This is a genomic window from Streptomyces sp. NPDC001493, from assembly GCF_053597235.1.
Genome location: NZ_JBSFHV010000003.1, coordinates 146,915 through 173,211, shown reverse-complemented (window position 1 = coordinate 173,211; position 26,297 = coordinate 146,915). Strand labels below are relative to the sequence as shown.

General features: G+C 71.1%; 48 protein-coding genes. 46 read left to right on the top strand and 2 right to left on the bottom strand.

From position 1 onward, the window contains the following. Positions 1 to 744 precede the first annotated feature (744 nt). From ACWCWD_RS06080 to ACWCWD_RS06005, 16 genes are all read left to right on the top strand, one after another. Positions 745 to 1,050: a hypothetical protein gene (locus ACWCWD_RS06080; RefSeq protein ID WP_450770645.1), complete on the top strand. Its 306-nt coding sequence runs from the start codon at positions 745 to 747 to the stop codon at positions 1,048 to 1,050. Continuing rightward, complete coding sequence (locus ACWCWD_RS06075; RefSeq protein WP_450770643.1) at positions 1,050 to 1,709, top strand: zinc finger domain-containing protein; 660 nt, start codon at positions 1,050 to 1,052, stop codon at positions 1,707 to 1,709. The genes ACWCWD_RS06080 and ACWCWD_RS06075 overlap by 1 nt, the downstream gene beginning before the upstream one ends. Next, entirely contained in the window at positions 1,706 to 2,143 is a 438-nt protein-coding gene (locus ACWCWD_RS06070; protein WP_450770641.1) for a hypothetical protein, read from the top strand. Before ACWCWD_RS06075 ends, ACWCWD_RS06070 begins: the two co-directional genes overlap by 4 nt. Next, the gene (locus ACWCWD_RS06065) at positions 2,140 to 2,406 is read left to right on the top strand and encodes a WhiB family transcriptional regulator (RefSeq protein ID WP_450770639.1); all 267 of its coding nucleotides are present in this window, start codon (positions 2,140 to 2,142) and stop codon (positions 2,404 to 2,406) included. Before ACWCWD_RS06070 ends, ACWCWD_RS06065 begins: the two co-directional genes overlap by 4 nt. Beyond that, positions 2,403 to 2,690, top strand: a complete 288-nt coding sequence (locus ACWCWD_RS06060; protein WP_450770637.1) for a hypothetical protein — start codon at positions 2,403 to 2,405, stop codon at positions 2,688 to 2,690. Before ACWCWD_RS06065 ends, ACWCWD_RS06060 begins: the two co-directional genes overlap by 4 nt. Further along, the gene (locus ACWCWD_RS06055; protein WP_450770636.1) at positions 2,690 to 3,520 is read left to right on the top strand and encodes a phosphoadenosine phosphosulfate reductase; all 831 of its coding nucleotides are present in this window, start codon (positions 2,690 to 2,692) and stop codon (positions 3,518 to 3,520) included. Before ACWCWD_RS06060 ends, ACWCWD_RS06055 begins: the two co-directional genes overlap by 1 nt. A gap of 96 nt (positions 3,521 to 3,616) precedes the next feature. Beyond that, complete coding sequence (locus ACWCWD_RS06050) at positions 3,617 to 3,985, top strand: hypothetical protein (RefSeq protein ID WP_450770635.1); 369 nt, start codon at positions 3,617 to 3,619, stop codon at positions 3,983 to 3,985. Positions 3,986 to 4,059: 74 nt separating this feature from the next. Continuing rightward, the gene (locus ACWCWD_RS06045; RefSeq protein WP_450770633.1) at positions 4,060 to 4,308 is read left to right on the top strand and encodes a hypothetical protein; all 249 of its coding nucleotides are present in this window, start codon (positions 4,060 to 4,062) and stop codon (positions 4,306 to 4,308) included. Continuing rightward, on the top strand, positions 4,308 to 5,123 hold the full coding sequence (locus ACWCWD_RS06040; RefSeq protein ID WP_450770631.1) for a hypothetical protein: 816 nt from the start codon (positions 4,308 to 4,310) through the stop codon (positions 5,121 to 5,123). The genes ACWCWD_RS06045 and ACWCWD_RS06040 overlap by 1 nt, the downstream gene beginning before the upstream one ends. Beyond that, positions 5,120 to 5,362: a hypothetical protein gene (locus tag ACWCWD_RS06035; RefSeq protein ID WP_450770630.1), complete on the top strand. Its 243-nt coding sequence runs from the start codon at positions 5,120 to 5,122 to the stop codon at positions 5,360 to 5,362. The genes ACWCWD_RS06040 and ACWCWD_RS06035 overlap by 4 nt, the downstream gene beginning before the upstream one ends. Continuing rightward, complete coding sequence (locus ACWCWD_RS06030) at positions 5,362 to 5,778, top strand: hypothetical protein (protein ID WP_450770628.1); 417 nt, start codon at positions 5,362 to 5,364, stop codon at positions 5,776 to 5,778. The genes ACWCWD_RS06035 and ACWCWD_RS06030 overlap by 1 nt, the downstream gene beginning before the upstream one ends. 65 nt (positions 5,779 to 5,843) lie before the next feature. Beyond that, complete coding sequence (locus ACWCWD_RS06025; protein ID WP_450770626.1) at positions 5,844 to 6,221, top strand: hypothetical protein; 378 nt, start codon at positions 5,844 to 5,846, stop codon at positions 6,219 to 6,221. Positions 6,222 to 6,311: 90 nt separating this feature from the next. Further along, entirely contained in the window at positions 6,312 to 6,941 is a 630-nt protein-coding gene (locus ACWCWD_RS06020) for a hypothetical protein (RefSeq protein WP_450770624.1), read from the top strand. Positions 6,942 to 7,018: 77 nt separating this feature from the next. Beyond that, positions 7,019 to 7,303, top strand: coding sequence for a hypothetical protein (locus ACWCWD_RS06015; protein WP_450770622.1), 285 nt, complete (start codon positions 7,019 to 7,021; stop codon positions 7,301 to 7,303). A gap of 109 nt (positions 7,304 to 7,412) precedes the next feature. After that, positions 7,413 to 7,604 (top strand): hypothetical protein, encoded by a 192-nt coding sequence (locus ACWCWD_RS06010; RefSeq protein ID WP_450770620.1) that lies wholly within the window; start codon positions 7,413 to 7,415, stop codon positions 7,602 to 7,604. An 80-nt stretch (positions 7,605 to 7,684) separates the two neighbouring features. Then, positions 7,685 to 8,038 (top strand): hypothetical protein, encoded by a 354-nt coding sequence (locus tag ACWCWD_RS06005; RefSeq protein ID WP_450770618.1) that lies wholly within the window; start codon positions 7,685 to 7,687, stop codon positions 8,036 to 8,038. 4 nt (positions 8,039 to 8,042) lie between these two features. Here the strand turns inward: ACWCWD_RS06005 and ACWCWD_RS06000 are convergent, their stop codons facing one another. Further along, a complete protein-coding gene (locus ACWCWD_RS06000; RefSeq protein ID WP_450770617.1) occupies positions 8,043 to 8,261 on the bottom strand; it encodes a hypothetical protein in 219 nt (72 codons plus the stop codon). A 106-nt stretch (positions 8,262 to 8,367) separates the two neighbouring features. Continuing rightward, positions 8,368 to 8,655 (bottom strand): hypothetical protein, encoded by a 288-nt coding sequence (locus ACWCWD_RS05995; RefSeq protein WP_450770616.1) that lies wholly within the window; start codon positions 8,653 to 8,655, stop codon positions 8,368 to 8,370. A 163-nt stretch (positions 8,656 to 8,818) separates the two neighbouring features. On the opposite strand from ACWCWD_RS05995, the gene ACWCWD_RS05990 reads away from it, so the two are divergent. From ACWCWD_RS05990 to ACWCWD_RS05845, 30 genes are all read left to right on the top strand, one after another. Beyond that, complete coding sequence (locus ACWCWD_RS05990) at positions 8,819 to 9,124, top strand: hypothetical protein (RefSeq protein WP_450770614.1); 306 nt, start codon at positions 8,819 to 8,821, stop codon at positions 9,122 to 9,124. Next, positions 9,124 to 9,291 (top strand): hypothetical protein, encoded by a 168-nt coding sequence (locus tag ACWCWD_RS05985; RefSeq protein ID WP_450770612.1) that lies wholly within the window; start codon positions 9,124 to 9,126, stop codon positions 9,289 to 9,291. The genes ACWCWD_RS05990 and ACWCWD_RS05985 overlap by 1 nt, the downstream gene beginning before the upstream one ends. A 74-nt stretch (positions 9,292 to 9,365) precedes the next feature. Further along, a complete protein-coding gene (locus ACWCWD_RS05980; RefSeq protein ID WP_450770610.1) occupies positions 9,366 to 10,508 on the top strand; it encodes a hypothetical protein in 1,143 nt (380 codons plus the stop codon). Continuing rightward, positions 10,505 to 10,654 (top strand): hypothetical protein, encoded by a 150-nt coding sequence (locus tag ACWCWD_RS05975; RefSeq protein WP_450770608.1) that lies wholly within the window; start codon positions 10,505 to 10,507, stop codon positions 10,652 to 10,654. Before ACWCWD_RS05980 ends, ACWCWD_RS05975 begins: the two co-directional genes overlap by 4 nt. 8 nt (positions 10,655 to 10,662) lie before the next feature. Further along, entirely contained in the window at positions 10,663 to 11,235 is a 573-nt protein-coding gene (locus tag ACWCWD_RS05970) for a hypothetical protein (RefSeq protein WP_450770606.1), read from the top strand. Further along, positions 11,232 to 11,834, top strand: coding sequence for a hypothetical protein (locus tag ACWCWD_RS05965; RefSeq protein ID WP_450770605.1), 603 nt, complete (start codon positions 11,232 to 11,234; stop codon positions 11,832 to 11,834). Before ACWCWD_RS05970 ends, ACWCWD_RS05965 begins: the two co-directional genes overlap by 4 nt. Continuing rightward, the gene (locus tag ACWCWD_RS05960) at positions 11,831 to 12,646 is read left to right on the top strand and encodes a hypothetical protein (protein WP_450770604.1); all 816 of its coding nucleotides are present in this window, start codon (positions 11,831 to 11,833) and stop codon (positions 12,644 to 12,646) included. The genes ACWCWD_RS05965 and ACWCWD_RS05960 overlap by 4 nt, the downstream gene beginning before the upstream one ends. 78 nt (positions 12,647 to 12,724) lie before the next feature. After that, positions 12,725 to 12,874, top strand: coding sequence for a hypothetical protein (locus ACWCWD_RS05955; protein WP_450770602.1), 150 nt, complete (start codon positions 12,725 to 12,727; stop codon positions 12,872 to 12,874). 351 nt (positions 12,875 to 13,225) lie between these two features. Beyond that, entirely contained in the window at positions 13,226 to 13,570 is a 345-nt protein-coding gene (locus ACWCWD_RS05950; protein ID WP_450770601.1) for a hypothetical protein, read from the top strand. Positions 13,571 to 13,644: 74 nt separating this feature from the next. Continuing rightward, positions 13,645 to 14,208 (top strand): VOC family protein, encoded by a 564-nt coding sequence (locus ACWCWD_RS05945; protein ID WP_450770600.1) that lies wholly within the window; start codon positions 13,645 to 13,647, stop codon positions 14,206 to 14,208. Positions 14,209 to 14,308: 100 nt separating this feature from the next. After that, entirely contained in the window at positions 14,309 to 14,749 is a 441-nt protein-coding gene (locus tag ACWCWD_RS05940) for a helix-turn-helix transcriptional regulator (protein WP_450770599.1), read from the top strand. A gap of 99 nt (positions 14,750 to 14,848) precedes the next feature. Beyond that, positions 14,849 to 15,073 carry a helix-turn-helix domain-containing protein gene (locus tag ACWCWD_RS05935; protein ID WP_450770597.1) on the top strand — a complete coding sequence of 75 codons (225 nt, stop codon included), beginning with the start codon at positions 14,849 to 14,851 and terminating at the stop codon, positions 15,071 to 15,073. Between the two features lie 71 nt (positions 15,074 to 15,144). Then, on the top strand, positions 15,145 to 15,621 hold the full coding sequence (locus ACWCWD_RS05930) for a hypothetical protein (RefSeq protein ID WP_450770595.1): 477 nt from the start codon (positions 15,145 to 15,147) through the stop codon (positions 15,619 to 15,621). Between the two features lie 17 nt (positions 15,622 to 15,638). Continuing rightward, positions 15,639 to 15,923, top strand: a complete 285-nt coding sequence (locus ACWCWD_RS05925; RefSeq protein WP_450770593.1) for an HNH endonuclease — start codon at positions 15,639 to 15,641, stop codon at positions 15,921 to 15,923. Positions 15,924 to 15,936: 13 nt separating this feature from the next. Beyond that, the gene (locus ACWCWD_RS05920) at positions 15,937 to 16,329 is read left to right on the top strand and encodes a hypothetical protein (RefSeq protein ID WP_450770591.1); all 393 of its coding nucleotides are present in this window, start codon (positions 15,937 to 15,939) and stop codon (positions 16,327 to 16,329) included. Positions 16,330 to 16,346: 17 nt separating this feature from the next. Beyond that, a complete protein-coding gene (locus ACWCWD_RS05915; RefSeq protein WP_450770590.1) occupies positions 16,347 to 16,787 on the top strand; it encodes an AAA family ATPase in 441 nt (146 codons plus the stop codon). 242 nt (positions 16,788 to 17,029) lie between these two features. Then, positions 17,030 to 17,245 (top strand): hypothetical protein, encoded by a 216-nt coding sequence (locus ACWCWD_RS05910; RefSeq protein WP_450770589.1) that lies wholly within the window; start codon positions 17,030 to 17,032, stop codon positions 17,243 to 17,245. After that, positions 17,205 to 18,734 (top strand): terminase, encoded by a 1,530-nt coding sequence (locus ACWCWD_RS05905; RefSeq protein WP_450770588.1) that lies wholly within the window; start codon positions 17,205 to 17,207, stop codon positions 18,732 to 18,734. The genes ACWCWD_RS05910 and ACWCWD_RS05905 overlap by 41 nt, the downstream gene beginning before the upstream one ends. Beyond that, positions 18,728 to 18,883: a hypothetical protein gene (locus tag ACWCWD_RS05900; protein ID WP_450770587.1), complete on the top strand. Its 156-nt coding sequence runs from the start codon at positions 18,728 to 18,730 to the stop codon at positions 18,881 to 18,883. Before ACWCWD_RS05905 ends, ACWCWD_RS05900 begins: the two co-directional genes overlap by 7 nt. Continuing rightward, positions 18,880 to 20,211, top strand: coding sequence for a phage portal protein (locus ACWCWD_RS05895; RefSeq protein ID WP_450770585.1), 1,332 nt, complete (start codon positions 18,880 to 18,882; stop codon positions 20,209 to 20,211). The genes ACWCWD_RS05900 and ACWCWD_RS05895 overlap by 4 nt, the downstream gene beginning before the upstream one ends. Next, entirely contained in the window at positions 20,195 to 20,944 is a 750-nt protein-coding gene (locus ACWCWD_RS05890) for an HK97 family phage prohead protease (protein WP_450770583.1), read from the top strand. The genes ACWCWD_RS05895 and ACWCWD_RS05890 overlap by 17 nt, the downstream gene beginning before the upstream one ends. A gap of 67 nt (positions 20,945 to 21,011) precedes the next feature. Further along, complete coding sequence (locus tag ACWCWD_RS05885) at positions 21,012 to 22,274, top strand: phage major capsid protein (RefSeq protein WP_450770582.1); 1,263 nt, start codon at positions 21,012 to 21,014, stop codon at positions 22,272 to 22,274. Positions 22,275 to 22,297: 23 nt separating this feature from the next. Next, positions 22,298 to 22,681 carry a hypothetical protein gene (locus ACWCWD_RS05880; protein ID WP_450770581.1) on the top strand — a complete coding sequence of 128 codons (384 nt, stop codon included), beginning with the start codon at positions 22,298 to 22,300 and terminating at the stop codon, positions 22,679 to 22,681. Then, the gene (locus tag ACWCWD_RS05875; RefSeq protein WP_450770580.1) at positions 22,681 to 22,899 is read left to right on the top strand and encodes a hypothetical protein; all 219 of its coding nucleotides are present in this window, start codon (positions 22,681 to 22,683) and stop codon (positions 22,897 to 22,899) included. The genes ACWCWD_RS05880 and ACWCWD_RS05875 overlap by 1 nt, the downstream gene beginning before the upstream one ends. A 12-nt stretch (positions 22,900 to 22,911) precedes the next feature. Further along, on the top strand, positions 22,912 to 23,460 hold the full coding sequence (locus tag ACWCWD_RS05870) for a hypothetical protein (protein WP_450770578.1): 549 nt from the start codon (positions 22,912 to 22,914) through the stop codon (positions 23,458 to 23,460). Beyond that, entirely contained in the window at positions 23,460 to 23,930 is a 471-nt protein-coding gene (locus ACWCWD_RS05865; protein WP_450770577.1) for a hypothetical protein, read from the top strand. The genes ACWCWD_RS05870 and ACWCWD_RS05865 overlap by 1 nt, the downstream gene beginning before the upstream one ends. Positions 23,931 to 23,955: 25 nt before the next feature. Then, positions 23,956 to 24,180: a hypothetical protein gene (locus tag ACWCWD_RS05860; RefSeq protein WP_450770575.1), complete on the top strand. Its 225-nt coding sequence runs from the start codon at positions 23,956 to 23,958 to the stop codon at positions 24,178 to 24,180. Positions 24,181 to 24,183: 3 nt separating this feature from the next. Further along, positions 24,184 to 25,170, top strand: a complete 987-nt coding sequence (locus tag ACWCWD_RS05855) for a phage tail tube protein (RefSeq protein WP_450770573.1) — start codon at positions 24,184 to 24,186, stop codon at positions 25,168 to 25,170. Positions 25,171 to 25,183: 13 nt separating this feature from the next. Beyond that, entirely contained in the window at positions 25,184 to 25,696 is a 513-nt protein-coding gene (locus ACWCWD_RS05850) for a hypothetical protein (RefSeq protein WP_450770572.1), read from the top strand. Positions 25,697 to 25,705: 9 nt separating this feature from the next. Continuing rightward, the gene (locus tag ACWCWD_RS05845) at positions 25,706 to 26,242 is read left to right on the top strand and encodes a hypothetical protein (protein WP_450770571.1); all 537 of its coding nucleotides are present in this window, start codon (positions 25,706 to 25,708) and stop codon (positions 26,240 to 26,242) included. Positions 26,243 to 26,297 lie beyond the last annotated feature (55 nt).

Genomic DNA, 26,297 nt, shown 5'->3' with positions numbered 1-26,297 from the left:
CCCGGGGCCGTCGCGCCCCGGGCCGCCACGGACACAGGGTTTGCGCACGCCGCGGCGACTCGCAAACGCCTTACGGCGTCCAGCGGTTGCGTCGCCCGGAGAGCCACGATCCACCTTCCGCACCACCACGACCGAGAGAAGCCGTACATGCCCAGCCGGTTCGAGTACGAGCGAGCAGTCCGCCACAGCGACCTCCCGTCGCTCTCCCGGCTGCTCGCGCTCACCGTCGCAACGTGGGCAGACGTTCGGACCGGCGCCATCCCTGACCGCCTCCAGCCGTCGCTGACCACGCTGGAAGCAGCTACCGGGATGGTGCGCGCCTCCGTGCGCACACACCTCAACAAGTTGGAGGCCGGCGGCTGGCTGGACCGGAACCGTCCGGCGGTCGCCGAAGCCCGCTCGAAGAAGGCCCGGACGAAGTACACGCTGCTCATTCCGCAGGGCGCAGTCGTGCCCGAATCGGACGGGATTGAGCTAGGGCAGGAGCTGCCCAACTCTGGGGCAGGAGATGCCCTAGTCCCTCAGACGCTAGGGCAGGAGCTGCCCCAACCTAGGGCAGGAGATGCCCTAGAGCTAGGGCAGGAGATGTCCATGGCTAGGGCAGGAGCTGCCCTCAAGAGTTCCTGTAGTTCCAGTAGTTCCGTTGAGTACCAACTTCCCGAGCTTCCCCCCGCCGCGGCCAGGCCCGGCACCACCGTGGCCACCACGAGTGGAAAAGGGGACGTTCAGCCGCTCATCGACGCGATGGGCGCCCGACAGATGCGCGTCTCCTGGTCGCTCCAGACCCACGAGTGGATCGACCTCCGCGACGCAGTACGCCGAGTCGGAGTCCCCGCCCTCGTCGAGCACGCCGCCCGCGCCTGGCAGGCCGCGAAGACCACGCCGTACAGCGCGCGGTACTTCCTCGCCGGATGGACCGGCCTCCAGGACGCCCCCACCTACACCGGGCCCCGCGCCGTGGCCCCGCCGTCCGCCACCACCACCTACGTGCAGCAGATGGCCGCCCACGCCGAAGCCCTCCGCCAGCAGAAGCAGAACCGAGGTGCCTGATGGAACCCGAACAGATCCCCCAGCTCATCGCCGAGATCGCTCTCGCTGATTCCCGCATCCGCCGCACCGACGAGATGGAGCAGGTCGCCCAGATCAGCATGTGGGCCGGCATCCTCGCCGACGTCCCCTACGGCTTCGCGGTCACCGCGGTCCACAAGCACTACGCCACCTCGCAGTGGCCGATCCTCCCCGCCAACATCGCCACCCGGTGGCAGGCGGTCGTCCGCGACCGCATGGCCCGCGACGTCGACCCCGCCCCGCCCGTCGACCCGGACAACGAGAGCGCCTACCGCCACGCCCTCGCCGCCCGCCGCCGAGCCGTCGCCACCGGCCAGGTGCGGCCCGTCGAGCAGAAGATGCTCACCGGGCCCGCGGCCGAGGACGTTCAGCGGCGGATGGCGGAGCTCGGCGACTACCTGCCGACCTCGGTGCGCGAGGCGCTCGCCCCATACCGTCCGGCCGCCGCCGCCCGGATCGTCGCGATCCGCACCGGCCAGCCCGACGCCTACGCCGTCCCCTGCCCCGTCGAGACCTGCCGGGCCGACGTCCGGTTTCCCTGCACGTCGACCCGGCGGAACGGCGGGCGTCGGACCCTCAAGGTCGCCCACCCGTCCCGCGTTGACGCCGCTGCCGCGCGAGACAGGGCGGCAGCGTCATGAAGATCCGTGCCGACATTGCCGAGATGCTCCAGGCCGGGCACTCCCACGTGGAGATCATGCGGACCCTGCACGTGGGCCCGCTGATCGTCACCGCGACCCGGAACGCCCTCAACATGCCCGCCCCGGCCCGCGGCGGGAAGCCGTTGCGGCCCATCGCCGAGACGTTTGCGGAGCGCACCGAGCCGGTCGGCGGTGGGCACCTGCGCTGGACCGGCCACGTCTGGCGCGACACCACTCCGATCCTCGGTCGCCAGGGGAAGGGGCTCAGCGCCTACCGGGTCGCGTTCGAGCTGCGGCACGGTCGGCGCCCCGTTGGGCACGCCCGCCCCGGGTGCGGCTACCCGCAGTGCGTCGCCCCGGACCACATCGAGGACAAGCCGATGCGCGAGCGGCTCCGCCAGCAGCTGGCCGCAATCCTCGGAGGTGCGTCTTGAAGACCACCGTCCGTACCGCCCGCGCCGACATCGACGCGCAGGCGATCTGCGCCCAGACCGACCCGGAGATCTTCTTCCCCGAGCGGGGAGAGAGCCCCCGCGCGGCGAAGGAGATCTGCTCCGGCTGCCCCGTCCGTCGGGCCTGCCTCGCCGAGGCGCTCGCCGTCGAGGGAGACGTCGCCTCGACCAGTCGCCACGGCGTCCTCGGCGGGCACACCCCGCGGGAGCGGGCGCGGATCGCGAAGAGCTGGAGGGCCGCGTGATGGCCCGCGAGTTCGACGCGATCAACCTCGGGGCGCCCTCCCCGTGGGACGTGCTCACCGAGGCGTACCGCACCCAGCCCGGGGAGTGGGACCTGGACCGCGCCGATCAACTCCTTGCCGAGGCCGGGTTCCACGTCCGTCGCAACGACGTCTGGGGGCTGCTGCGGTACCTCAAGGACCCGCCGCCGCCCGCTTCCGCGCTACCCGAGGCCGAGCCCGACCAGATTCCCGGGCAGGACGCACTGCCCCTCCGCCCCTTTCAGCCCACCCTCTGGAGCCTCTGATGGACTCATCCACCCTGGCGCCGCCGCTGCGCTCGATCAGCTACGGCGGTGGCGTCCAGTCGACCGCGCTGCTCGTCCTCGCCGCGCAGGGCCGCATCGACTTCCGCACCTTCCTCATGGCGAACGTCGGCGACGACAGCGAGCACCCCGCGACCTTGCGGTACCTCGACGAGTACGCCCGGCCGTTCGCCGCGGACCACGACATCGAACTGACCGTCCTGGACCGGGTCATGGTGCGCAGCGGTGAGACCCGCACGCTGTACGGCCAGCTCACCAAGGAGGGTTCCCGATCTCTGGCGATTCCGGTGCGCATGTCCAACGGTGCTCCCGGGACTCGCAGTTGCACCGCCGATTTCAAGATCAAGGTGATCGGTCGGGAGTTGAAGCGGCGCGGCGCGACGAAGGAGCACCCGGCCACCATCGGAATCGGGATCAGCCTCGACGAGATCCACCGGGCCAACGCGCGTCGCTGCGAGCCGCACGAGGAAATCTTCTACCCGCTGCTCGACCTCGGCCTGCGCCGCAGCGACTGCGCCCGGATCATCCGCGAGGCCGGCCTACCCGTACTGCCGAAGAGCAGCTGCTACTTCTGCCCGTTCCACCGGCCCGAGACCTGGCACGACATGCGGCGCAATGAGCCCGACCTGTTCGAGAAGTCGTGCCAGCTCGAAGAGCTCCTCAACGAGCGCCGGGACGAGCTGGGCAAGGACCACGTGTTCCTGACCCGGTTCGGCCGGCCGCTGCGCGAGGCCATCCCAGATGGCGTCGACTTGCTGCCGGGGTTCGACGAAGCCGACGGCGCCTGCGACTCCGGCTGGTGCATGACCTGAGTGCCGCACAACACGCAGTACGGCCGCCCCGCGCGCTAACGACGCGCGGGCCGGCCGCCCGCCCACATCCCACCACACCACCAGGGAGACACCCTGATGACCAGTGACCGCATCCTCCGCGTGATGGCCCTCATGCGCGACATCGAGAAGCCGTCCGGCCGGTACTTCCGGGCCGTGCGCCGTGCCTGGCAGACCGACACCGACAGCCCGGAGAACAAGGCAGCGCAGGCCCGCGGCAACGCCGCCCTGCTGGAGATCGAGGGCAGCGTTCGCGCCTGGGTGGCCAAGCACCCCGACACCGTCCAGCCGCCCGCGCCGCTGACCGAGGCACAGCGGCAGTTCCTGAGCTTCGCCCTCGACCTGGCCTTCGACCAGATGGTCTCGAAGGGCGGGTTCGACGACGAAGACGACGCCGCGCTGGCCCACTTCCGCCTCATGGCCAACCCCGCCGCCCCGACCCCGTGACCTCACACGCTGCCCGGCCGGCTGCTATCCGGCCGGGCAGCGCCCACATCCCACCACACCCGGAGGACCACACCATGACCAGCACGCCGCACACCATCGTCGCCTTCATCGACCCGCAGCCCCCGCGCTACCACCACACCGACCCCGACGGTGACCGGCTGCTCATCACCACCGCCGACATCCCCGGCGTCGGCCCCGGCATCTACTTCAAGACCGACGAGCAGGGCAGCGGCGTTCCCCTCGCCGAGCTGGACGCGCTGATCGCCTCCCTGCACGAGATCGCCGACGCCGTGCGCCCCGCCGTCACCGAGGAGACCGTCTGATGCCCGCGCCCACGCCCGCCGAGACGCTCCGGGCCGCCGCCACCCGCGCCCGGGAACTCGGCGACCCGCGCTGGTCCGCCGTCGCCCGCCTGCTGGACGGCTACGGCACCGACTGGGACATGTGCCCCGCCGACCACCCCGGGACCGCCCTCGACGAGTACGCCCTCGCGGTGGCCCGGGTGGTTCTCGGCGAGGACGAGGCGGTGGTGGCCGCGCAGCCCGAGGCCGTGCTGGACACCGACCTCCGTGACCGGATCGCCGACGTGCTCTGGCCGCTCACCGACTGGGACGGCGACGAGGCCAACGCACGGTCCGCCGCCGCCGCGGTCCTCGCCGTCCTGCCCGCGCCCGCCGAGCGTCCCCTGTCGCCGTACTACGAGCACCCCGAGTGCGGCTTCCACTGGCACGGCCGCGACGGCATGGACGTACCGCTCCGTGACGGGCAGCCGGTGTGCCCGCGCTGTGAACTCCGCCGCCTGGCCGACGAGGCGCAGCAGCCCGAGGCGCACCGTCCGGCGACGGAGTTCATCGCCGAGGTGCTGGAGAGCGACGGCATGTGGATGTACCTCGGCACCGTTCCCGACCGTGCCGCCGCAGAGAAGCGCTGCGCGAGCGTCACCCGCCGGCACCCGGGCACGGAGACCCGCATCGTCCGGAAGGCGACCACGTACACCGTCGAACCTGCCGGACCCGTCACCCACCTCTCGGCCGGGACGAACGCCGAGGGCTGCCCCGCGTGCAAGGGCACGAACCCGCCGTACCCGTTCCTCTGCCCCGGGCAGGACGCCGCCTCCGCAACCGAGGAGCCGAAGTGACCGAGCAGCCTCTCCCCGTGGGCACCCGAGTCCACCACTACGGACAGCAGTGGCTGGCAGCCCGGCACGGCACCGCGACCATCCGAGAGATCCAGGGGCCCTGGCCCGACGGGACCTACGAGTACCGGGTCGACGCCACCCAGGACTTCAGCCGTCGGCCCAGCCCCGACAACCCGGAAACCCGACCCGCTTGGTGGTCGTCCACCGCCACGATCCCCGTTACCAAGGAGCCGACCTGATGAGCGACCGCATCCCGCTCGACGACCTCACCAGCGACCAGCTCGACGCGCTGTACGACCGGATCAACCTGCTGGAGCGCGGCGCCCGCGAACGGTCCGCGCTCCTCGAGGAGGCTCGGGACGCGTTGGAGGCCGCCGGGGCCAGCGAGGCGCACGGCGGGGAGCACTGGCCGCGGCTCGTCCCCGCGATCGAGCAGCTCGCCGCCCGGATCACCGAGTTGGAGGCGGAGGCCGTCGAGCACTTGGCCGCGCACGAGCAGGAGGTCGCCAACACGGTCGCCGAGATCGACCGGGCGGTCGCCTCCGAGGCCACGCTCGCCCGGGTGCGCCGGCTTCTCGAACGGGGCCCGATCGGCACCTGCTGCGACCGGTACGTCAGGGCCGCGCTCGACGCGCCGCCGCCCACCACCACCTGACACACCCGCCGGCCGGGCATCGTGTGCCCGGCTGGCAACCCAACTCCACCTCACGAAAGACGATCATGGCCACTGTCTACGTAGTACTGCTCGCAGGGATCCCCGTCACCGTCACCCACACCGCCACTGACGCCGAAGACGCCGGGCGGGAGGCCGCGAAGCTCGACTCCACGGACATCTTCCGGTGGGAGCACCGTCGTGGCGAGAGCCGCCTCCTCAGGCGGGCGTCGACCGGCCGCTACGTGCTGACCGGATGCACCTACCGGGAGGTACCCATGATCGCCAGGAGTGGCGGCGTTGCAGGCGCCACCTCTGTCGAGCCTGTGGCCAGCCAGGTTCCCGCCGCCGCTCCCGGGTGTGACATCTGGCGCCGCGAGAACGGGCGTGCCGACCTTTGCGCGTCGCTGCTCTGCCCGCGGTGTAACTACCTCCGCCGCCGGTAGCACCACCACTCCGCACCGCCGGCCGGGACGCCCTCCAGCGTCCCGGCCGGCACCACCACCCTCGCCCCACCGCACGACCAGGAGACCGCCGTGAACACTGCCGCCTGCATCATCTGCCTCTCCACCCTGCACGCCGCCGAGGCCAGCACCTATGCCTGCCAGCGGTGCACCGACCGCGTCGACGGCCACCTCCGCGCCATCGGCGGACCCAGCGGGCTGTACGTGCAGCTCTCTACCCGGCTCGCCCCCGGCTCCACCGGTGGCGGCCCGGCGGTGTCCGGCGGCGGCGCGACCGCCCCCGTGCCGGTCCGGCTCGACGTGCTCAACCTGATGACCGCGGGCGGGCCGGTCCTCGGGCCCCTGGAGGGGTGGGTGCAGGACTGGGCCACCCACGGGCGGGCCCGGGTCTGCGCAGGCGGGACGCTCCAGCAGCGCGTCGACCACGCGGTCAGCACGCTCCGGTTCAACCTCCGGTGGGCGAGCGAACGGCACCCCGCCGTCGACGAGTTCGCCCGCGAGATCGGCAGCATCCACCGGGCGCTCACCGCGCGCATCACCGGCGAGCGACCGGTGCGCACCGTCCCCGTCGCCTGCCCGTGCGGCACCGTCCTCCGCGTCGGCCTCGACACCCCCGGCGCCCGGTGCCGCGGATGCGGCGAGCAGTACGGGCACGCGGAGGTGCTCCGGCTCCCGCTCGCCGGGCGGCAGGTCGCCGCGTAGGCCCGGACGCCCCCTACCCCTTTCGTCGCCCGTCACCATCCCGGTGGCGGGCGTTCGCCATACCCGAGGAGACCACCGTGCACGTCGACTTCATCCACCTCGCCACCCCAGCCACCATGACGCGTGACGCCTACCGCGAACTCTGCTGGGGAGCGGACCTGCCCGAGCGCCCCGCCGGGTACGGGCTGCTCCTCGGCCACACCGACGACGGCGAGCTGCACACCGCCGTGCTCGACGACACCGAGTACGTGCGGCTCCTCACGCAGGCCGGCGGCGGAGTGGACGTCCCCGCCGAGAAGGTGGTGGCCACAATCGCCGACTGGCCGTGCCTCCGCTCGGATGCCGACAGCGTGTGGGACTGAACGTGCCGTCACCGAACCGTGACCTGGGCAACCGTGGGACTTCCACGCGCACCACCCCATAAACCAAGTAGCGGCGGACTCGCCGCCGCCACGAACCAGGGAGCATCACATGTCTTACGCCGCCGACCCGCAGCGCCTCGCCCGCCTCCTCCGCGACCTCGCCACCGGCCTTGTCGCAGCGGGCACCGACCCGTCCGGGAGTAGCAGCATCCGGCTGCTCGCCGCCGAGGCGCTCACGGCCGCCCGGGGGTTGGAGGAGCCGCCGCCCCTGCGGAAGCCGGGGCGTCTCGTCTGCTTCTGACACGGAGCGGAGGCAGCGCTGTCGGTCCCGCGCCGTACTCTGTGAGTGGGCGCGGGGCCTGCATGTCCTAGGAGGACGAAATGCGCTCTGCCCACGTGAACGCCGCGAAGTTCATTGGGCCCGTACTGCCCGAGCCCTACGAGTCCATGCTCGGCGGCCACAACCCAGCGGCCACCCACCACCTGCTGGCTACCGTCTTTGCTGACGTCGTCTGCCCGCCCACAGGGCACCGCATCCCGTGGCAGGACTGCTACGACTCCGCGCAGATGCGCCCCCTGCCGCACAAGGCTGGCTTCCTGCTGGAGCACGGGGGGCCGCGCCCGATCCCCGCCCACCTCACCGGAGCGGCAGCGCGCCGGTACCGGGCGGCCGTGCGGATCGCGATCCGCATCGAGTGGGCGGCCCGCTCGATGCCGCTCGGCAACCAGGGCTGACGGTTCAGGGGGCGGACCAGGCGTCGGGCCCGCCCCCACGCCAGTCGATCAGCCCGGACGCGGCGACGTCGTCCTCGGTGACGTCGTCCATCCCCGCCCGCCGCAAGAATTCGGCGACGTCCCGCAGTGAGTGGGCGAGCCCGAGGATCGTCCCGTCGACCCGCACGCGCCGGCCGCCCGTCGGCGAGACGGGGTACACGACGACGGGCAGGTGACCGGACATAGCACCAGCGTCGCCTACGCCCGCGGGCCCCGCGCGGCAGGGTAGCCCGGACAGCGCGGCGCCCCCGAGCCGGTGACCCAGTACGGGGGCGCAAATGCGTGCTGAACTACCCGGCCGCGCGGGGCCGGTTCTTCCCAGATCCGGTGTAGCCCCGCTCGATGTCCTGCACGGTGGCCAGTGAGATCTTGAGCGCGGCGGCGATCTTCCGGTAGGAGATCGGCGGGTCCTGTGCGCGCATGTCGAGTACGACCTGGCGGCGCATCTCCCGCCACCGCTTCCCTCTCTCCGCCTGGTCTGCCATCACCTCCCCGATCGCCCGAGCCCGGCTTTGCGGGTCGGCCATTTCCTCCACAGCCTGCATGGCGTCGATCACGCGTTGCGCCTCCTCGGTCACGCCCGGCCTCATCTCTTTTGGGCGAGGCACTTGCCCGGAGTGTACGGGGCCCCGTACAGTCTGGGGAAGTAGCCCAGCTACGAACGCAGAACGGCCCCGATCGGAGTGCTACCTCCACATGACCGGGGCCAGCCATCCACCTGAGCAACCAGGACGGACAGCCATGGACAACCGTACCCACTCCACCACCACGCTGGCACGCGCCCTCACCGGCCCCACCCACGCCCAGCAGATCCTCGTCGCCACCGCCAACGCCCTCCAGGCCACCTGCGACCCCTTCGAGCCCATCAGCCTCGCCGACGTCAACGCGACCTTCTTCGGCGCCGCCCGCGGCACCATGGCCGCCCACCCCGACGTCGTCACCCTCGCCGCCATCGAGGCCGCCGCCCACGCGCTCCCCACGATCCACGACGGCGAGACCGGCGACGCCTACTCGCTCCGCGTCCACCACGCCGCGAAGGCCGCCTGATGGCCGCCCAGCCGAAGGTCACGCCGCAGCGCGAACCCGGCTCCGTCGTTGCCGAGCCCGCCACCGTCGACGCCTGCCGCCGCGACTACGACGCCGCCAAGGACGCCCGCGCCAGCTTCGACGAGCACGCCCAGCGGTACTACCGCCGCCCCGCCAGCGACCGCTGACCGACGGGCCACCAACCGGCCGGGCCCGGCTGCAGACCGGGCCCGGCCACCTATCGCTCCTGGAGGGGCACCTCGTGAAGCACGAACTCTCGCCCGGCCAGACGGCCGTGCTCGTCGCCGCCGCCGTACCGATGGCCGCCGCAGGCGGCATCGGCGGCTGGGGCACCTACACCAACATCGTCACCGAGTTCCATCGCGCCGCGACCGCCCTCGGAGTCGTCGCCGCCGGAGAAGGCGTCACCCTGATCCTCGCGCTCCTCATGGTCGGCCTCACCATGCTCGGCCAGGCCGCCCCCACGCCCGTCCGGCTCGGCCTCTGGCTCGCGCCTGTCGTCGCCACAGTCACCGGCCTTGTCGTCGCTGACGACGCCACCGAGGCAGTCGTCTACGCCATGACCCCCATGGCCATGTCCGCCTCCGCCGAGGGCCTCGGACTCCTCGCCCGACGAGTCGTCATCCACCGCACCGGAGTCGACGCCGAAGCACAACGGCGCAACGCGACAACGATGCAGCGGCTCGCCGTCGCCCGTGCCATCGCCGCCAACCACCCCGACAAGAAGGTACGCACGAAGGCCGACCTGAAGGCGTGGGACCTCGCGAAGAGGGTCGGCGTCGGTGACACCCAGCTCGGCGCCCACCTTGTCGAGGTGCAGCGCGACCGGCTCGGCGACGGCGCCGACGCGGCACTCGCTAGCATGCTGGCCACCACCCCGGACCGTCCGCCGGCCGCTCCAGAAGCGCCCGTCCGGCACTCGGCGACCGAGGCGCTGCGGCCCCGCTTCTCCTCGATGGACCCGGCTGACGCGATCCGTGTTGCACATGATGCGCAGCCTGATATGCCCCCGGCCGAGCTGGCCGCGCTCCTCGTTACCTATGGCGTAATCGTGGACGCGGTACAGGTCGCCCTGGTGCTCCACGGCCAGCCGGAGCGCATCACCGTCGACCGCGATGACGCGGATGACGCGGACGATGACGCGCCCGCTGATACGGGTGATGCGCCACAGGTCACGCCCTTGGCGCTTACCAAGAAGCAGGCCGTTCTCGACGCGGTCACCGCGCTCGGCCCGGCCGGATTCACTCCCAAGGACGTCGTCGACCGCGTGAAGCGCATCAACCGCATCACCGTGCAGCCGGCGTACGTCCGCACCGTCCTCAGCCGCGAGAAGAAGGCCGAGCAGCCCCAGGGCGACGACCACATGGAGGGCGGCTTCCTGTGACTGCCATGGCCCTGTTCTTCCCGGTCGCCGCCGTCGGCTCTGTGGTCGCGTTCGTCGTGCTCCTCTCCGGCGAGACGCCCCGCTTCCGCGCCACCCTCGCCCTGCTGCTCACCGCCGCCGCGCTTACCGCGGCACTCCTCCGCTGAGGACTCACATGCCCAAGCCGATCACCCCGAGCCGGATCTTCCCGGCCGGGGCACCACTCCCCGGCGGCAGCATCCCGCCGCCCCCGCCCCCAGCGCCGCCGGTCTTCCCGCCCATCCCGGCCCCCGGAGGCGAGTGGTGGCGGCGACCCCCGCCACCGGCCCCCGTCGCCGTGCCGCCCCCGATCGATATCACCATCCACATCGACCCGGCCGCCTGGCTCCCCGCGCAGCCGGAACCCGCCCCCGGGCCCCCGTGGTGGAGGCGGCTCCGCCTCGGCTACAACGCCGCCTGCATCCTCTGCGCGTTCCCCGCAGTCGGGCTCTGGGCCGACGTCCTCCGCTCCGTCCGCGACGCAGACGCCCTCGCAGGCGCCTGGGTCATCGCCACCGTGCCGTTCGGCCTGGCGGCGTTCGCCGACAACGTGCACCGCATCCGCGCCGCCCACGCCGACCCCGACTTGTGGGCCCCGAAGGTGCGCGCGGCCGCCGCCCGGACCGCCCTCTGGACCACGATCCTCGGCCCCGCCATCGCCCTCCCGATCGTCACCATCACCTACCTCATCACCGGAGTACGCCCATGAGCGTCACCCTCGCCGCCGGACTCAGCGGCACGACCTCGGCCACCATCACCTCCGCCGGCCTCGCCGTCGGCCTCGCCCTCCTCGCCGTCGAACACGTCACCTGGTGGCGCGGCGCCACCGCCGGGGGAGGGGGCAAGGGCGGCCCCACCGAGGGCGGCGGGAAGGCCAAGGATCCGAAGGAGTTGATCCCGTTCTGGTTCGGCGTCGCCTTCGGCACGCTCGCGGTCGCCTGCCCTGCCGGGCTCCTCGGCTACGGCGCTGGCGTCCTGCGATGGGGCGGCAACGGGATCGGCGGCACCGTCATGGCATGGATGACCGGCGCGACTGCCCCGACCGTCGCCACCGGCGGTGCCCCCAGCCTCGATGGGAACGGGGCCCTCGTCGTCACCGCGCTCGTCATCGGCCTCTGGCTGCTGCGCAAGCGCTTTGGCAAGGTCGTCAAGGGCAAGTGGAAGAAGGGCGTGTTCTGCGGCGTCTTGATCGCCATCGGCACCGGGGTCTTCGCCATGGTCGGCGACCTGGTCGTCCCCGGCGCCAACGACCTTGGGAACTGGCTCCTCGCCTCCCTCCTCCATGGCGACCTTGGGAGCCTGGTGTGAGCGACCAGACCACCGCCCAGTGGCTCCGGACCGCCGTCGAGCGCATCGCCACCGGCTCCAGCAGGATCTGCCTTGTCTGCGCTCGCCAGCTCGCCCAGCGGCTGCTCAGCAAGGGCCGAGCCTGGAAGGAGGGTGTCACCGACTGGGTCGGCGAGGCAGAGGGACACGACAAGGTGTTCCGCATCGGACTCCTCCTCGGTGGCGCGCTGATCCTCCGGAGGGCCGGCGGCGGACTCCTCGTCCCCCTCGGGCACGCCGTCCAGTCACCCACCGCCCGCTGGCTCCTCTGGCCGGCCGCCGCAGTGTGGATCGTCGCCGCGTACCGGATCGGCCACCCCGACTGGACGCCGAAGGCCTCGCCGACCCAGGACCGCGGCGCGGACGAACCGGCGGAGGCGCCAGCCGAGGACGACGCAGTGGAGCCGGACGAGCCGACCGCCCCCGAGGCTCCCCCGGCACCTGCCGGGCCGTCCCTTCGCGACCTCCACAACGCCCTCGCCCGCATCGGCACCCCGCACGCCCACATCACCGCCCTCGCCGAGGCGCTCGACACCACCCCCGAGCTCGTCCGCGAGGCCCTCGGCGCGGCTGGCGTGCCGGTCGAGGCGGTGAGGATGCGCGGGCGCGGCTCCTCCACCGGCGTCCGCGGCGGCAGCATCCCCACCCCGCTCCCCGCTCAGAAGGGGGCCTCTGACGACGTTGTTGCCGCAGGTCAGCCCGCCAACAACAACGACAACAACACCGAGAGGGGCTTCCGGATCGAGCAGGACCCCGACAACCCCGTCCGGCATCACGTCCAGCACGTCGCCTGACAGCTGCCCGATCCGCCCGAGTGAGACGGGCGGTGAGGGGAGCCGGACAGCCCGGCCCGAGACCCAGGAGTACTCCCCGTGGACTTCACCCGCTACCGCGTCGTCGACCAGGACGGCACCTTCCTCGACGAGTTCACCACCAACTCAGCCGACTTCGCCGAGGAGCGCATCGGACGCATCCGGCGGTACCGCCCCGACCTCGTCGTCACCGAGACACCCGACAACTGACTCCACGCCCAGGGCGGCCGACAGCTGCCAGGCCACCCGGCCGCCCCGGACGCGGACCCCATCCCAACCACGAGACAGGACCACCAGCATGGCACTCCCGAACATGAGCCTCGAAGAGCTGAGGCGGAAGAACGAGGCGAGCCGGGCGGCCCGGGACGCCGAGAAGAGCGCGGGCGCCGCCAACGGCCAGGAGAAGACGGGGCGCTGACGCTGGCCGGGCGCTCCAAATCCCTCGGAAGAGACCTCACAAGGAGGCTTGCAAAGTATGGGTCGAGTCCTGTAAAGTAAGTGATGTCGGAAGGGGGGAGCACCCCGAACGACTGGCAGATTCCCAACTCAAAAGAGGTAGCCGTGACAGACGGACAGAGACTCTCCATCGGAGAACGACTCAACATCGTCTACCAGCGCCTGACGGCGCTGCCCCCGGCAACAGGCCCCGAGGAAGCCCTCCGCCAACTCGCCGAAACGCTCACCATCGTCGAGAACGAACACAGCGGAATCCCCGAGGACCCGAACCCCGGGCTCGCCTTCGACGGCCGGATGTACCCGCCCCGCGCGGACTACACCACCCGAGAAGACGACGGCACGCTGGTAGCAGTCACCAAGGGCAACGTGATCTACGCGAAGCCCGACGGGGAACTGATCATCACCAGCAGGCGGAACGGCGAGACGGTCTACCAGCGCCCCGGCGCCTAGACCAACCGCCCGCCCCCGGCAGCCAGCCGGGGGCGGGCCCCCTCTGCCACAGCTACCGCCCCAGGAGACACCCGATGCACCCCGACCTCATCGTCATCTACACCGACCGCCTCGACGCGTGCCGCGACTTCTACACCGGCCTTGGCCTCGCCTTCGTCAAGGAACAGCACGGGTCCGGCCCCGAGCACTACGCCGCCGAACTCGACAGCGCCGTGTTCGAGCTCTACCCGGCCAGCGCGCGCCGCCCCGCCACCGGGTCGCTGCGCCTCGGCCTCACCCTCCCCGCCGGCCCCCACACGGCCCCCACGGGCCGGCACACGCACACCGACCCGGACGGGCGCACCATCGTCCTCACCGTCACCCAGGAGACACACCCCATGACCACCGCACAGGACGCACAGACCGCGATCCGCCACGCCTTCGGCGACGCGGCGCACGCCGACATCACCACCCTGCCCGCCGGGAACCTGGCCATCACCCTCACCAAGGGCGACCACGCCGCCACGATCGACGGCCACGACGACAGCGGCTGGGGCTGGACCGTCGACCCCGCCGACGACGACGGCTTCACCGGCCACGAGAACATCGCCGCCAGCCTCGACGAGGCGCTCACCGCCGTCCGCGCCGCCCTGCTCTGACCGAGAAGGGCCGACGGGGCGGGGCCCGAAGGCCCACCGCCTGAGGCGGGGAGCACGCCCCGTCGGCCGCAGCAGATTCCCCAGAGGAGAACCACTACCGATGGTAGCGACCACGCCGCCCGAGCCGCCCGAGGGGCGGACGGGCGTCACCTACGCCGAGATCGCCGCGCACTACGGCCTCGCCCCCCGCTACGTCGCGGAGAACCCCCGGTGGGGCCGCCACCCCTCGTGGCCGCCCCGCGTCGCCAAACGGGGCCGCAACGGCGAGTTCGACCCACAGGCGGTCCACTCCTTCGTTCAGGACCACCACGCCCGGCAGGTGCCCACGCTCGACCCGCAGCACGCCTACACCGTCGCGGAGATCGCCACGGCCACCGGCCTCGCGGCGGACACCATCTATGCCGACATCAGCCGAGGCCGCTGGCCGGAACCCGACCGCACCACCCCCGACGGCGTGCGCACCTGGCACGGCTCCACCATCACCACCGCGCTCGCCGGACGGCGCGGATACCGCCAGAGCGGTGATGCCACCGGCACTTGACAGATCACCAGCGCCGAAGTCATGATCTGTCTCACTAGGACTTCTGCGCGCAAGGGCCACCCACCGGGTGGCCCTTCGTCGTTCCACCGGGAGGTGCCCATGCCCCCACGCCTCGTCACCGCCGCCGACGCCGCCGTCTACACCGGCCGCGCCACCGGCACCATCTGGCGGTGGGCCTCCGAAGGGCGCATCAGTCGGCACGGACACGGCAAGGGCGTCCGGTACGACCTCGGCGAACTGCCACGCGCGGTACGGGACCCCTGGACCGACGAGATCACCCTCGGCGACCCGCCCCCGCTCCCCGCCGGGGCCCGCGCAGCCTGAACGCAGGACACGGCAACCCCAGGTGGCCGATGATGTCCCCCTCATCACGCAACGTCCGGGGGGACACGCACATGCACAGACGCATCGCCACCACGCTCATCGCGGCTGGCCTGCTCGCCACGCTCACCGCCTGCAGCAGCAGCGACACCGCGAGCGCACGGGCGACCACTCCAACGGCGACCACCGCCTCACCGGCTGCGGAGTACGACGCCAACGACTGCAAGGCTCTGCTGGAGCGCAACTACACGGATGAGGAAGTGCACGACGCCTCGGGCGACCCCGAGTGCGCGGACCTCACCCACGACGAGTACGTTGCCGCCGCCAGCGAGGTCGTCGCCGCGCACAAGGACGACTTCCTCGACCAGGCCACCAACGAGGTCGCTTGGGACAGCGCATGGGACCAGACGCCCGCCGAACAGCAGCAGGTCATCTGCGACCGGGTGGCGATGGACGGCGCTGACGCCGTGGCGCTGGAGATGGCCGCCGCCGGCAGCCCGTCGGGCGACGAAGCAGAAATGCTCCAGTACTTCGCCGACAAGAAGTGCTGACCTGATGGGAGGCGCCCGTGGCCGGTAACCCGCGCACCGGGCGCCCCTACCGCGCCCTATGCGACTGGCTGCGGGCCCAGCGCCTCCCGTGCTGGCTCTGCGGCCACAACATCCGGTACGACATCCGGGGAGTCGAGGCGGGCAAGCACCCTGACGCGTTCACCCTCGACCACGAGCAGCCCCTGTCGAAGGGCGGCGATCTTCTCGACCGGGCCAACGCGCGGCCCGCGCACCGCCGGTGCAACTCGGCGCGGGGGAACCGGGCGAGCGTCCCGCAGCAGCGAGCCTCACGGAGGTGGTGACAGCATGGCGACCATGACCGAGCCGACCCTGACCCTATTCAGCGCTGACCTGCTGTCCAAGTGGGGCTTCAACGACGGCAACACCCCCGATGTCTGGCTTGACTGGTGCGACAACCAGGACGTCGCCCACGAGGCGCTCGGCTTCCCGTGGGCCGCCATCGTCCGCGCCCACCTCGTCCCCGCCATCGAGCAGGACGTCACCACCGTCGACATCGAGACGTGCCACAACCCCATCAGGGTGGACGCCGTGAACGGGGTAGACGTCACCGAGGCCTGGTACGGCAGAGCCGAAGCACCCACGCTCTCACCCGACCACGTGGATGTCCCCATGGCCGAGGTGCTCCGGATGGCCCTGGCAGAGGCAGGACTGACAGACGCGCCACGCAGTGGAGGCGCGAGGCTCTGACCGTTGGAGGTGACGCCGTGCTCATCGTCGTCACCGGCCCGCCGGGCGCGGGGAAGAGCAGCTACATCCGGGCCAACGCCAAGCCCGCCGACATCGTCATCGACCTCGACCTGATGGCCCTCGCCATGGCCGGCCCCGGCGCCGACCACCACGACCACCACCCCGCGCTCCTCCGGGTAGTGCACCGGGCCCGGCAGGCGGCCATCCATGAGGCTGAGCGTCACCTGGATGTGGTCGACGTCTATCTGATCCACACGATGCCGCAGGCGAAGGCCCGCGCGCACTACAAGCGACTTGGCGCGCGCATCGTCACCGTCGACCCGGGCGAGGCGATCGTCCGTCAGCGGGTCCGGGACATGCGCCAGCCCGCCATGGAAGCCGTGGTCACCCGCTGGTATCGGGACCGGCGCAAGGGCGGGTCACGTCCGGTGACCAGGCAGGCATCACGCACCTGGTGACCACCGGCGGGCCGCTCGGCCAGGCGCCGGCGGGGAGAGAGTGGATCAAAAGTTCAGGGCATGAGGGGGCGACCCAAACGCCCTTCTCGCCCTGTTTTTTGCGCGAGCGATTCCAAAGACGATCTTGACCGAAGCCTCACACCTAACCCCAAGATCATTATCACGCACGGTAACGTCACGCAGGGTGATGGGGGTGGCTCGTGATCGCGGATGAAGTTGGCGACGAGCTTGACAAACTCGGCGTGACCAGCATCGCTCCCGGGCGGGCAGCCGTCGCCCTCAAGCTCGCGCGGGCCCTCGACCAGATCGCCGATGGTGACGCTCCGACATCACAGGCCGTCCTCGCCGACAAGCTCGACGCGATCATGACCAAGCTGCGTGCGCTCGCGCCGCCCGCGACGGAGGGGGACGTCCTCGATGACCTCGCTGCTCGACGGGCCGAGCGCCGCGGCGCCTGACCTCGTACACGTTTCCGACGTCCGGGGCGCCCAGCGCCCGCGGGTGTTCACTGCCCCGCCGTACACCTCGTCGGCCGGGCAGGAGGCCGTCGAACTTGCTGCACACGCTGAGCTGGTCCTCGACGAGTGGCAGCAGTTCGCCATGCACGTCGGCCTGGGCGAGCGTCAGGACGGCAGCTGGTCGGCGTTCGAGGTCGCCGTGAATGTCGCCAGGCAGAACGGCAAGGGCGGGATCATCGAAGCCCGCGAGCTGGCGGGCCTGTTCCTGCTTGGCGAGCGATTGATCTTGCACTCGGCCCATGAGTTCAAGACCTCGATCGAGGCGTTCCGCCGCATCGTCGCGCTGGTCACGAACACCGACTCGCTGCGCAAGCGCGTGAAGGCCGTGCGCCGGACGACCGGTGAAGAGTCCATCGAACTCCTCACCGGTCAGCGGCTGCGGTTCCTGGCCCGCTCCGGAGGCTCCGGTCGTGGCTTCACTGGGGACTGCAACATGTTCGACGAGGACATGATCCTGGGCGACGACGCGATGGGCGCGTTGATGCCGACTATGGCGGCCGTGAAGAACCCGCAGGTCTGGTACCTCGGGTCCGCGGGAATCGGGTCTCCGTCGCAGCAGCTGGCGCGCCTGCGGCGCCGGGCTCTCGCCGCGATGGAGCGGGGCGAACCGGACCCGTCGCTCGCGTACCTGGAGTGGAGCATCGACCCGCACGTTCGGGAGTGCCCGCCCGGGTGTACCGACCACGACGACCCGCTGTCGCCACTGTCCGTAGCGAAAGCCAATCCGGCCCTGGGCTACCGCCTGACGCTGGAGCACACGGAGCGGGAGCGGCTGACCATGTCTCCTGAGATCTTTGCCCGTGAGCGGCTTGGCGTCGGCGACTACCCGACGGACGGGGAGGACACGTGGCGGGTTATCGACGAAGAGGTGTGGCGGGCGCTGGCGGACGGCACCAGCTCGATGGCTGACCCGGTGAGCTTCGCGGTCGACATGACGCCGGAGCGGTCGCACGCGGCGATCTGCGCGGCCGGCCGATCCGGCGAGGCTGTGCACGTCGAGGTGGTGGACCACCGGCCGGGCACCGGCTGGGTGGTGGAACGGCTCGTCGAGCTGGTGGAGAAGTGGAGTCCGTGCGCGGTCGTCATCGATCCGGGCGGTCCGGCCGGCTCACTGATCCCGGCGGTGCGCAAGGAGCTGGAGCTGCTCGGCATGCCGGACCTGCTGCTCGAACCGAAGACCCGGCAGATCGCGGGCGCTACCGGGCAGTTTTTCGACGCGGTCGCCTCGCAGGCGATCGTGCACCTGGATCAGGCGCCGCTGTCGACCGCCCTTGCCGGGGCGGACAAGCGGCCGGTGGGCGACGGCTGGGCGTGGGCGCGTCGTGGGGTGTCCGTAGACATCAGCCCGCTGGTGGGCTGCACGCTCGCCGTGTGGGGCCATGCGGAGCGCGCGGACGCCGAGCCGGAAGGAGCGCCGAACCTGTGGTGATTCTCCTGGGAGTCGTTGAAGTGCTGTTCCTGCTGGCCGGGCTGGCTGGGGTGGCGATGTGGTCGGTGCCGGCCGGGCTGGTTCTGGCCGGTGTGCTCGGGGTGCTCGCGGTTGAACGGGAGCAGGCGCGACGGAAGGGGACGGGATGAGCCTCTTCGGGTTGTTCGAGAGCAGGGCGACGGTGGAGAACCCCACGGTCCCGCTCACCTCGTCGTCGCTGTCCGCGCTGCTGGGTGGCGGGACGCCGGTCGAGGCGGGCGTTGCCGTCACGGAGACGGGCGCGCTGCACATGCCAGCGGTGTGGCGGGCGGTGTCCGTCGTGGCGAACGTGTCCGCGTCCCTGCCGCTGCACACGTACACCGTGGGCACGAAGGACCGGGTCGCGGTGACCCTGCTGGAGGACCCCCACCCCGAGCTGACAAGGTTCGAGCTGTGGCGCCTGGTGTACGTGCACCGGCTGCTCTGGGGCAACGCCTACCTGCAGAAGGTGGTCAACGGGGCTGGCGTCGTCGTGCAGTTGTGGCCGATTCGCCCGGACAGGGTGCAGGTCGACAAGGAGCAGCCGACCGCGGGGAACCCGAGCGGCAAGGTGTTCTGGATCCAGATCGAGGACGGCGCTCGAGTGCGGCGCACGCCGACGGAGATCCTGCACCTGCCCGCACTGGGGTACGACGGGGTGACCGGGTGTTCTCCGATCCGCGCCGCAGCACAGGGCATTGGTCTGGGGATCGCCGCCGAGCGTGCGGCAGGCCGCCTGTACGGCAGCGGCAACATGATCTCCGGTGTACTGCAGACCGAGCAGCGGCTAAACCCGGACCAGGCGGCGGCGCTGAAGGCTGGGTGGAAGGCGCGATACGGCGGCGGCCAGTCGGCACACGACGTGGCGATCCTCGACTCTGGGGCGTCGTTCCACCCGGTGACGATGCCGTACAAGGACTCCCAGTTCTTGGAGTCCCGCATGTTCCAGGTCACCGAGGTGAGCAGGATGTTCGGCGTGCCGCCGTTCCTGCTGATGTCCACCGAGAAGTCCACGAGCTGGGGCACCGGGCTGGAACAGCAGGCGCAGGGGTTCGTCACCTGGGACCTCGCGCCGACGTGGCTGACCCCGACCGAGCAGCGGGTCACGAAGGAACTGTTGCCCAAGACGATCTATGCGAAGTACCAGTTGGGCGGGCTTCTTCGCGGGGACAGTGCCGCGCGAGCAACGTTCTACCGGGCGATGCGTGACGTCGGCGCGTTCTCCGCGAACGACATCCTCGGCCTGGAGGACCGCCCGCCGCTCACCGGCCCCGAGGGCGACATGCGACTCCAGCCGCTGTACATGGCGCCGCTGGGCTACGACCCCAGCGTCAAGGCGCCGGCAGACCTTCCGCCGGATGTGGACCGGGCGGCCCGTGCCGCCGACCACCTCACCAAGGCCGCCGCCCTGTTGGCCGGTTCTGAGACGAAGGAGGGCAGCGATGCCGAAGACGACTGAGCGCCGAGATCTGACGCTCGCCACGGCGGGCCTTCAGGTCCGGGATGCCGACGAGAGTGGATCGCGCGGCTTCGCCGGTCACGCTGCGGTGTTCAACTCCCGCACCGCGATCGGCAACCCGCTGACCTGGGGATTTTACGAGGAGATCGCCCCCGGCGCGTTCACGAAGACCATCAGCGAGGGGGACGCCCGCATGCTCGTGGATCACGACACGAGCCTCGTCGTCTCCAGGGTCTCCGCCGGCAGTCTGCGCCTGGCCCAAGACCAGGTCGGTCTGGCCGTCGACGCCGACCTCGACACGCGCCTCTCCTACGTCAGCGACCTGGTGGTGAACCTCGACAACCGGAACATCACCGGCATGAGCTTCGGGTTCCGGGTCGTGAAAGACGAGTGGGAGCCGCTGGAGATGGAAACGGTCGACGGGGACAAGGCCGAGGTCGAACTGCGGGTCATCCGCGAGGTACAGCTCTTCGAGGTCAGCGCCGTCACCTTCCCCGCCTACGAGGACACCGACGCCGGCCTCCGCTCGGTGGGGGTTGCCTTGGCCGCGCGCGGCGACGACGCGGCCTTCGACCGCCGGGCCGCGTACCGGCCCGAACTTCTGAACTTCCGCCGCGAGCCGGGCCCAGCGCCCACTCGCAGCGGCGACGCAACCCAGCCGGGAGAGACCACTGGGGCCCGTCAGGCGATGCGCATGGAGGCGCTCGCCGCCCGCTACCTCCTCGCGCGGTAGCCGCTCTCACATCCCTTTCCAGCCCCCCGCTCAACGGCGGTCGGGGCTCTTCGTGCTGGGAGGCACAATGCCGAACCTTCAGGGCCTGCTCGACAAGCGGGCCACCGCGTGGGCCGCCGCCCAGGACTTCCAGTCCCGGGGCGACGACACCCCGCTGTCCTGCGAGGACCGGGCGGCGTGGGAGGCGGCGCTCGCGGACGTCGAGCGCCTGTCCGTCGAGATCGAGACCGAGGAGCGCCACTCCCGCCTCGCTGCCGTCGACTACTCGCAGATCGTCGCCCCCGGGGCGGACACCGCGGAGGCCGAGGAGGCCCGCGCCCGCCACGGCGGGGAACGCGGCGTCACGGCGTACCAGGACGCGTGGCGGTCCTGGCTCCGAGACGGCACCCAGGACCTCACCTCGGAGGAGCGCAACGTGCTCCGCACAGGGTGGGTCGACGGCAAGGAGTTGCGCGCCCAGGGCGTGGCGACCGGCGCCGCAGGTGGCTACGTCGTCCCGCCGGCGTTCCGCGCGACCATGGTGGAGACCATGAAGTTCTTCGGCGCGATGCGCCAGGTCTCCGAAGTCATCACCACTGAGTCGGGACAGACGCTCCCGTGGCCGACCAACGACGACACCGGGAACGTCGGCGCGATCCTGGCCGAGAACACCCAGGTCACCGAGCAGGACGTAACCCTCGGCCAGCAGGACATCGGCGCGTACATGTACACGTCGAAGCTGGTCCGGGTCTCGCTCCAGCTGCTCCAGGACAGCGTCCTCGACTTCGAGAACTGGCTGGCCCGCAAGCTCGGTGAGCGCATTGGCCGCATCCAGAACACGCACTTCACGACCGGCACCGGCACCGCTCAGCCCGAAGGCGTCCAGACTAACGCGATCATCGGCAAGACCGGCGGCACCGGCCAGACGACCAGCGTCACCTACGACGACCTGATCGACCTCGTCCACTCCGTCGACCCGGCGTACCGCAACTCCGGACGCGTGCAGTTCATGCTCGCTGACTCCACGCTCGGATCGGTGCGCAAGCTGAAGGACGGCCAGGGCCGGCCGCTGTGGGAGCCCTCCGTCCAGGCCGGGGTCCCCGACAAGGTGCTGGGCTACGGGTACACCGTCAACCAGGACATGCCGGCGATGGCGGCCAACGCCAAGTCGATCCTGTTCGGCGACTTCTTCGCGGGCTACCTGATCCGCGACGTCTCCGACATCCAGACCCTGCGCCTGGCCGAGCGCTACGCCGACTTCCTGCAGGTCGGCTTCCTGGCGTTCTCGCGCGCCGACGGTACCCCCCAGGACACGGCCGCGATCCGCGCCTACCGCAACTCCGCAACCTGATCGACCGAGAGAGGACACCGACCATGGCGAACACGCCGAAGCCCAGCACCACCGACTCCGGGGTGCTCCAGGAGAAGCCCTCCGCCGCCGCGGCAAAGGGCGGTGACCATGACCGGATCGTCATGGCGTCGCGCCGCGCGGACGGCAGCATGGACCAGGTCGCCCCGGAGTTCATCGGCGACAAGGACGTGGCCATCGCCGCGGCGAAGCAGCAGCTTGGCCAGCAGGCGGCCAGCGCGGTGGACGTCGCGGCCCGCGGGGTGTCGTCCGCCCCGGAGGGTGCTGGTCCGTCCGAGCCGGACCCGGACGTCGCGGCACTGAAGGAGGCGCAGGACAAGGCGATCGAGAGTGCCGAGTCCCAGGCGGAGCGCGAGGTCAACGATCTGCACCAGGGGCTGAGTGGCTGATGGCCCGCATCCGCATGCTGACCAGTGTGTCGGGGCGGGGCTTCGCGTGGGCGCCGGGGGAGGTCGTGGACCTGCCCGGCGCCGAGGCGTCCGTGTGGGCTGACGGAGTTCGAGCCGTCATGGTCCGCGACGAACAGCCCGAGACCCCGGAGTCCGGTGGGGCCCGGCCGGAGCGCACCCGCAAACGGCCGGTCCGGCGCGAGACCCGCACTACGTAGAGGAGGTGGGTCGTGGCTCTGCTCACGCTCGACGAAGCGAAGGCGCAGACCGGCACCCGGGGCAGCGGCTCGGACGCCGAGATCCAGATGTACATCGACGCCCTCACCTCGGTCATCGAGGGGTACGTCGGCGTCGTTGAGCAGCGGGAGATCTCGGAGACCGTGACCGGCCAGGGAACGGCCGTCGTCCTGCTGAGCACGCCGGTGCTCGCCATCGCCTCGCTCACCCCGGTGGAGACCGGCGGTACGGCCGTGAACGTGGCTGGGCTGCACGTGGACGGCCCGTCCGGGGTGGTCGCCTACGCGGACCGCTCCCAGTTCACCGGGGGCCCGTGGACGGCCGTCTACACGGCGGGCCGGGACGAAGCCCCGCCGACCATCCGGCTCGCGGCGCTGCTGCTGTTCCAGCACCTGTGGCGCACCCGCAACGGTCCGGCCCGGGGCGCCAGTTCGGACGACAGCTACTCGGTCAGCGAGCCCATCCCCGGGTTCGGGTACGCCGTACCGAACCGGGTGCTGGAGTTGCTGGAGCCGTTCAAGCGTCCGCCGGGGATAGGCTGATGGCGACGTCAGCAGTACCCGCTGCGATCTCTGCGCTGCTCGCCGCGCTCGGCCCTGCGCCGGAGCTGGCCGAGGTCCGGGTCATCGACGGGCCGCCGCCAAACTCGAACCTCTCCGAGCCGGACCGGCTGTACGTCGGCTGGTCTCCCGGGGCCGAGCAGGCGGCTGAGATTCAGCAGGCCTTCGCCGTGGTTGGCGCTCGGCGCCGCAACGAGGACGCATCCATCGCCTGCTACCTGGAGACCCGCGACGGCGGCGGCGACATGGCGTGGTGCCGGGGGCGCGTCTTCGATCTGCTGGCCGTCGTGGAGTACCGCCTCCGCGCCACCGACGCGGCACCGGACGCGCCGACGCTCGGCGGTGCGGTGCTCTGGTCGGAGCTGACCGCCGGGTCCCTGGTCCAGGAGCAGGGCCCGGATGGCGCGTATGCCGGACTCGCCTTCACCGTGGCGTACCGCGCCCGCATCTGAACACCCCACCATCAGGAGGAACGCCATGGCGCGAGTGCGCTACATCGGCGCCGAGCCGGTCACCGTGCCGGAGCTCGGCAGCAGGACGATCCACCCGGACGAGCTGGTCGAGGTGCCCGACGCCCGGTACGACGGGTACGTCTGCCAGACCGCGACGTGGGAGGCGGTCGAGGAGCCCAAGGGCGAGACCCCGGCTGCGAGGAAGACCACCCCCACGGCGAAGCCCGCCATCACCTCGAAGGAGGGCTGACCCATGGCGATCGGTTCCGGGCTCGGTGCCCAGATCGGCATCGCGGCAGAGGCGTCCTACGGGACGTTCCTCGCGCCGACGAAGTTCATCGAGTTCACCAAAGAGTCCCTCCAGCTCAAGAAGACGACCGCGCAGTCCGCCGGCATCGCTGCCGGTCGGCTGGTCCCGCTGTCGTCCCGCCGTGTGGTCACGCAGCGGCAGGCGTCCGGGTCGCTGGACATGGAGGTCACCAACAAGGCGATGGGCGTTCTGCTCCAGTCGCTGATGGGCACGACGGTGACCCCGGTGCAGCAGGCAGCCACCGCGGCGTACCTCCAGACGCACATCCTGGCGGACACCGCCGGGAAGTCCTTGGTGATCCAGAAGGGTGTCCCCCTCACCACGGGCACCGTCACCGACAAGACGTTCCTCGGCTGCAAGGTCATCTCGGCGGAGTTCTCGTGCGAGGTCGGCGGCATGCTGCTGGCCACGTTCGAGATCGACGCCAAGGACTGCGACGAGACGCAGACGCTGGCCGTCGCCACGTACCCCTCGATGTCCCCGTTCCACTTCGGGCAGATGTCGGTTAAGACCGGCACGTACAACTCCGAGGTGGCCCTGGACGGCATCCGCAAGGTCTCGGTGAAGATCGAGCGCCCGCAGGCCACAGAGCGGTTCTACGCCGGACAGGCCGGGTTGAAGAAGGAGCCCATCTCGAACGACCAGGTGAAGATCACCGGGTCGCTGGAGGGCGACTACGTCTCCACCATCCTCGACGACCTCCACACCTCGGATGCGGCCACGTCGTTCGTGTGGGACTTCACCGGTCCGATCATCGCCGCGGCGAACGCCGAGCGGTTCACCATCAAGATTCCGGCCATCCGGCTCGACGACGCGCCCCCGGTCGTGGAGGGCTTCGACGTGGTGAAGCCGACGTTCAACTTCACCGGTTTGTACGACGGCACGAACCCCACGCAGATCGAGTACATGAGCACGGACATCACCCTCTGACGGGAGATCCGGCGTGCCGTCCTCCTTTCAGATCGTCGGCACCGGCCAGCTGCTGGAGCTTCAGCGGCGCCTGCGGTCGGCCGGGCACGAGAACATCCGGTCGTCCATGCAGCGCCGGGTGCGGCGCGCAGCCGAACCGCTGCGGGACGACCTGCAGTCCACGATCCGCGGCCTGTCGATCCAGTCGGCCGGCCGCAGCTCGGGGAAGCGCGGCGGCCGGTCCCCGACGACCCGGCCGCTGCGCGCGTCGATCGCCGCCGCGATCCGGATCAGTGTCCGCACCTCCGGCAACCCGGGTGCCCGGGTGTTCGTCGACAAGGGCCTGCTGCCGCGCGACATCCCGATGGGCGTCCTGGACCGGCTGAACGACGGCCGACTCCGGCACCCCGTGTTCGGCAACCGGAAGCGCTGGGCCACCCAGACCGCGACGCCCCTGTGGTGGGACAAGACCGTCCGCCGCCACACCCCCCGTATGCAGTCCGAGGTGGCCCGCGTCGTGGACGACGTGCGCCGCCGTATCGAGTAGGAGCCCGCTTTGATCATCAGGTACACGCCCGCCGGTGGGGCGCCGGAGGACTACGACGCAAGGTCGCTGCTGACGTCGGAGGCGTCGATCGTGGCCCGAACCATCGACCAGAAGTGGCCGGAGGTCAAGCAGGGCCTGGTCGACGAAGACCTCGACGCGATGCGCGCGGTCGTCTGGGTGCTGCGCAAGCGGCAGACCCCGACCCTACGGTTCGCCGAGTTCGACCCCGGGGTGGACGAGATGGTCACCCGGTATGACAAGGGCGAGATCGAGACCTGGATCGACGGCGCCTTCGGCCTGCTGGGCACCGACCCCGAGGTGACGGCCGAGGGGATCGCGCACGCGCTGCGCGAGGTCCCGGCCGCCGCCGCTGACCCGGAGCACGCTCGTGCGTACATCGGGAAGCGTCAGGCCGAGGCGACCGAGGGAAAAGCCCTCGAGGAGCCGGAGCCCGTGGCGGAGTCCGTACCCGGGCCGACGAGCTCTGCGACCGGGACGTCAACGCTCTCCGCAGTGAGTACCTCGGACTCTTCGCTCACCTCCTGAACATGCCGCCGGACGTCGTCGACCGGCAGCAAGTCGAGGACTTCTACTCCCTCGT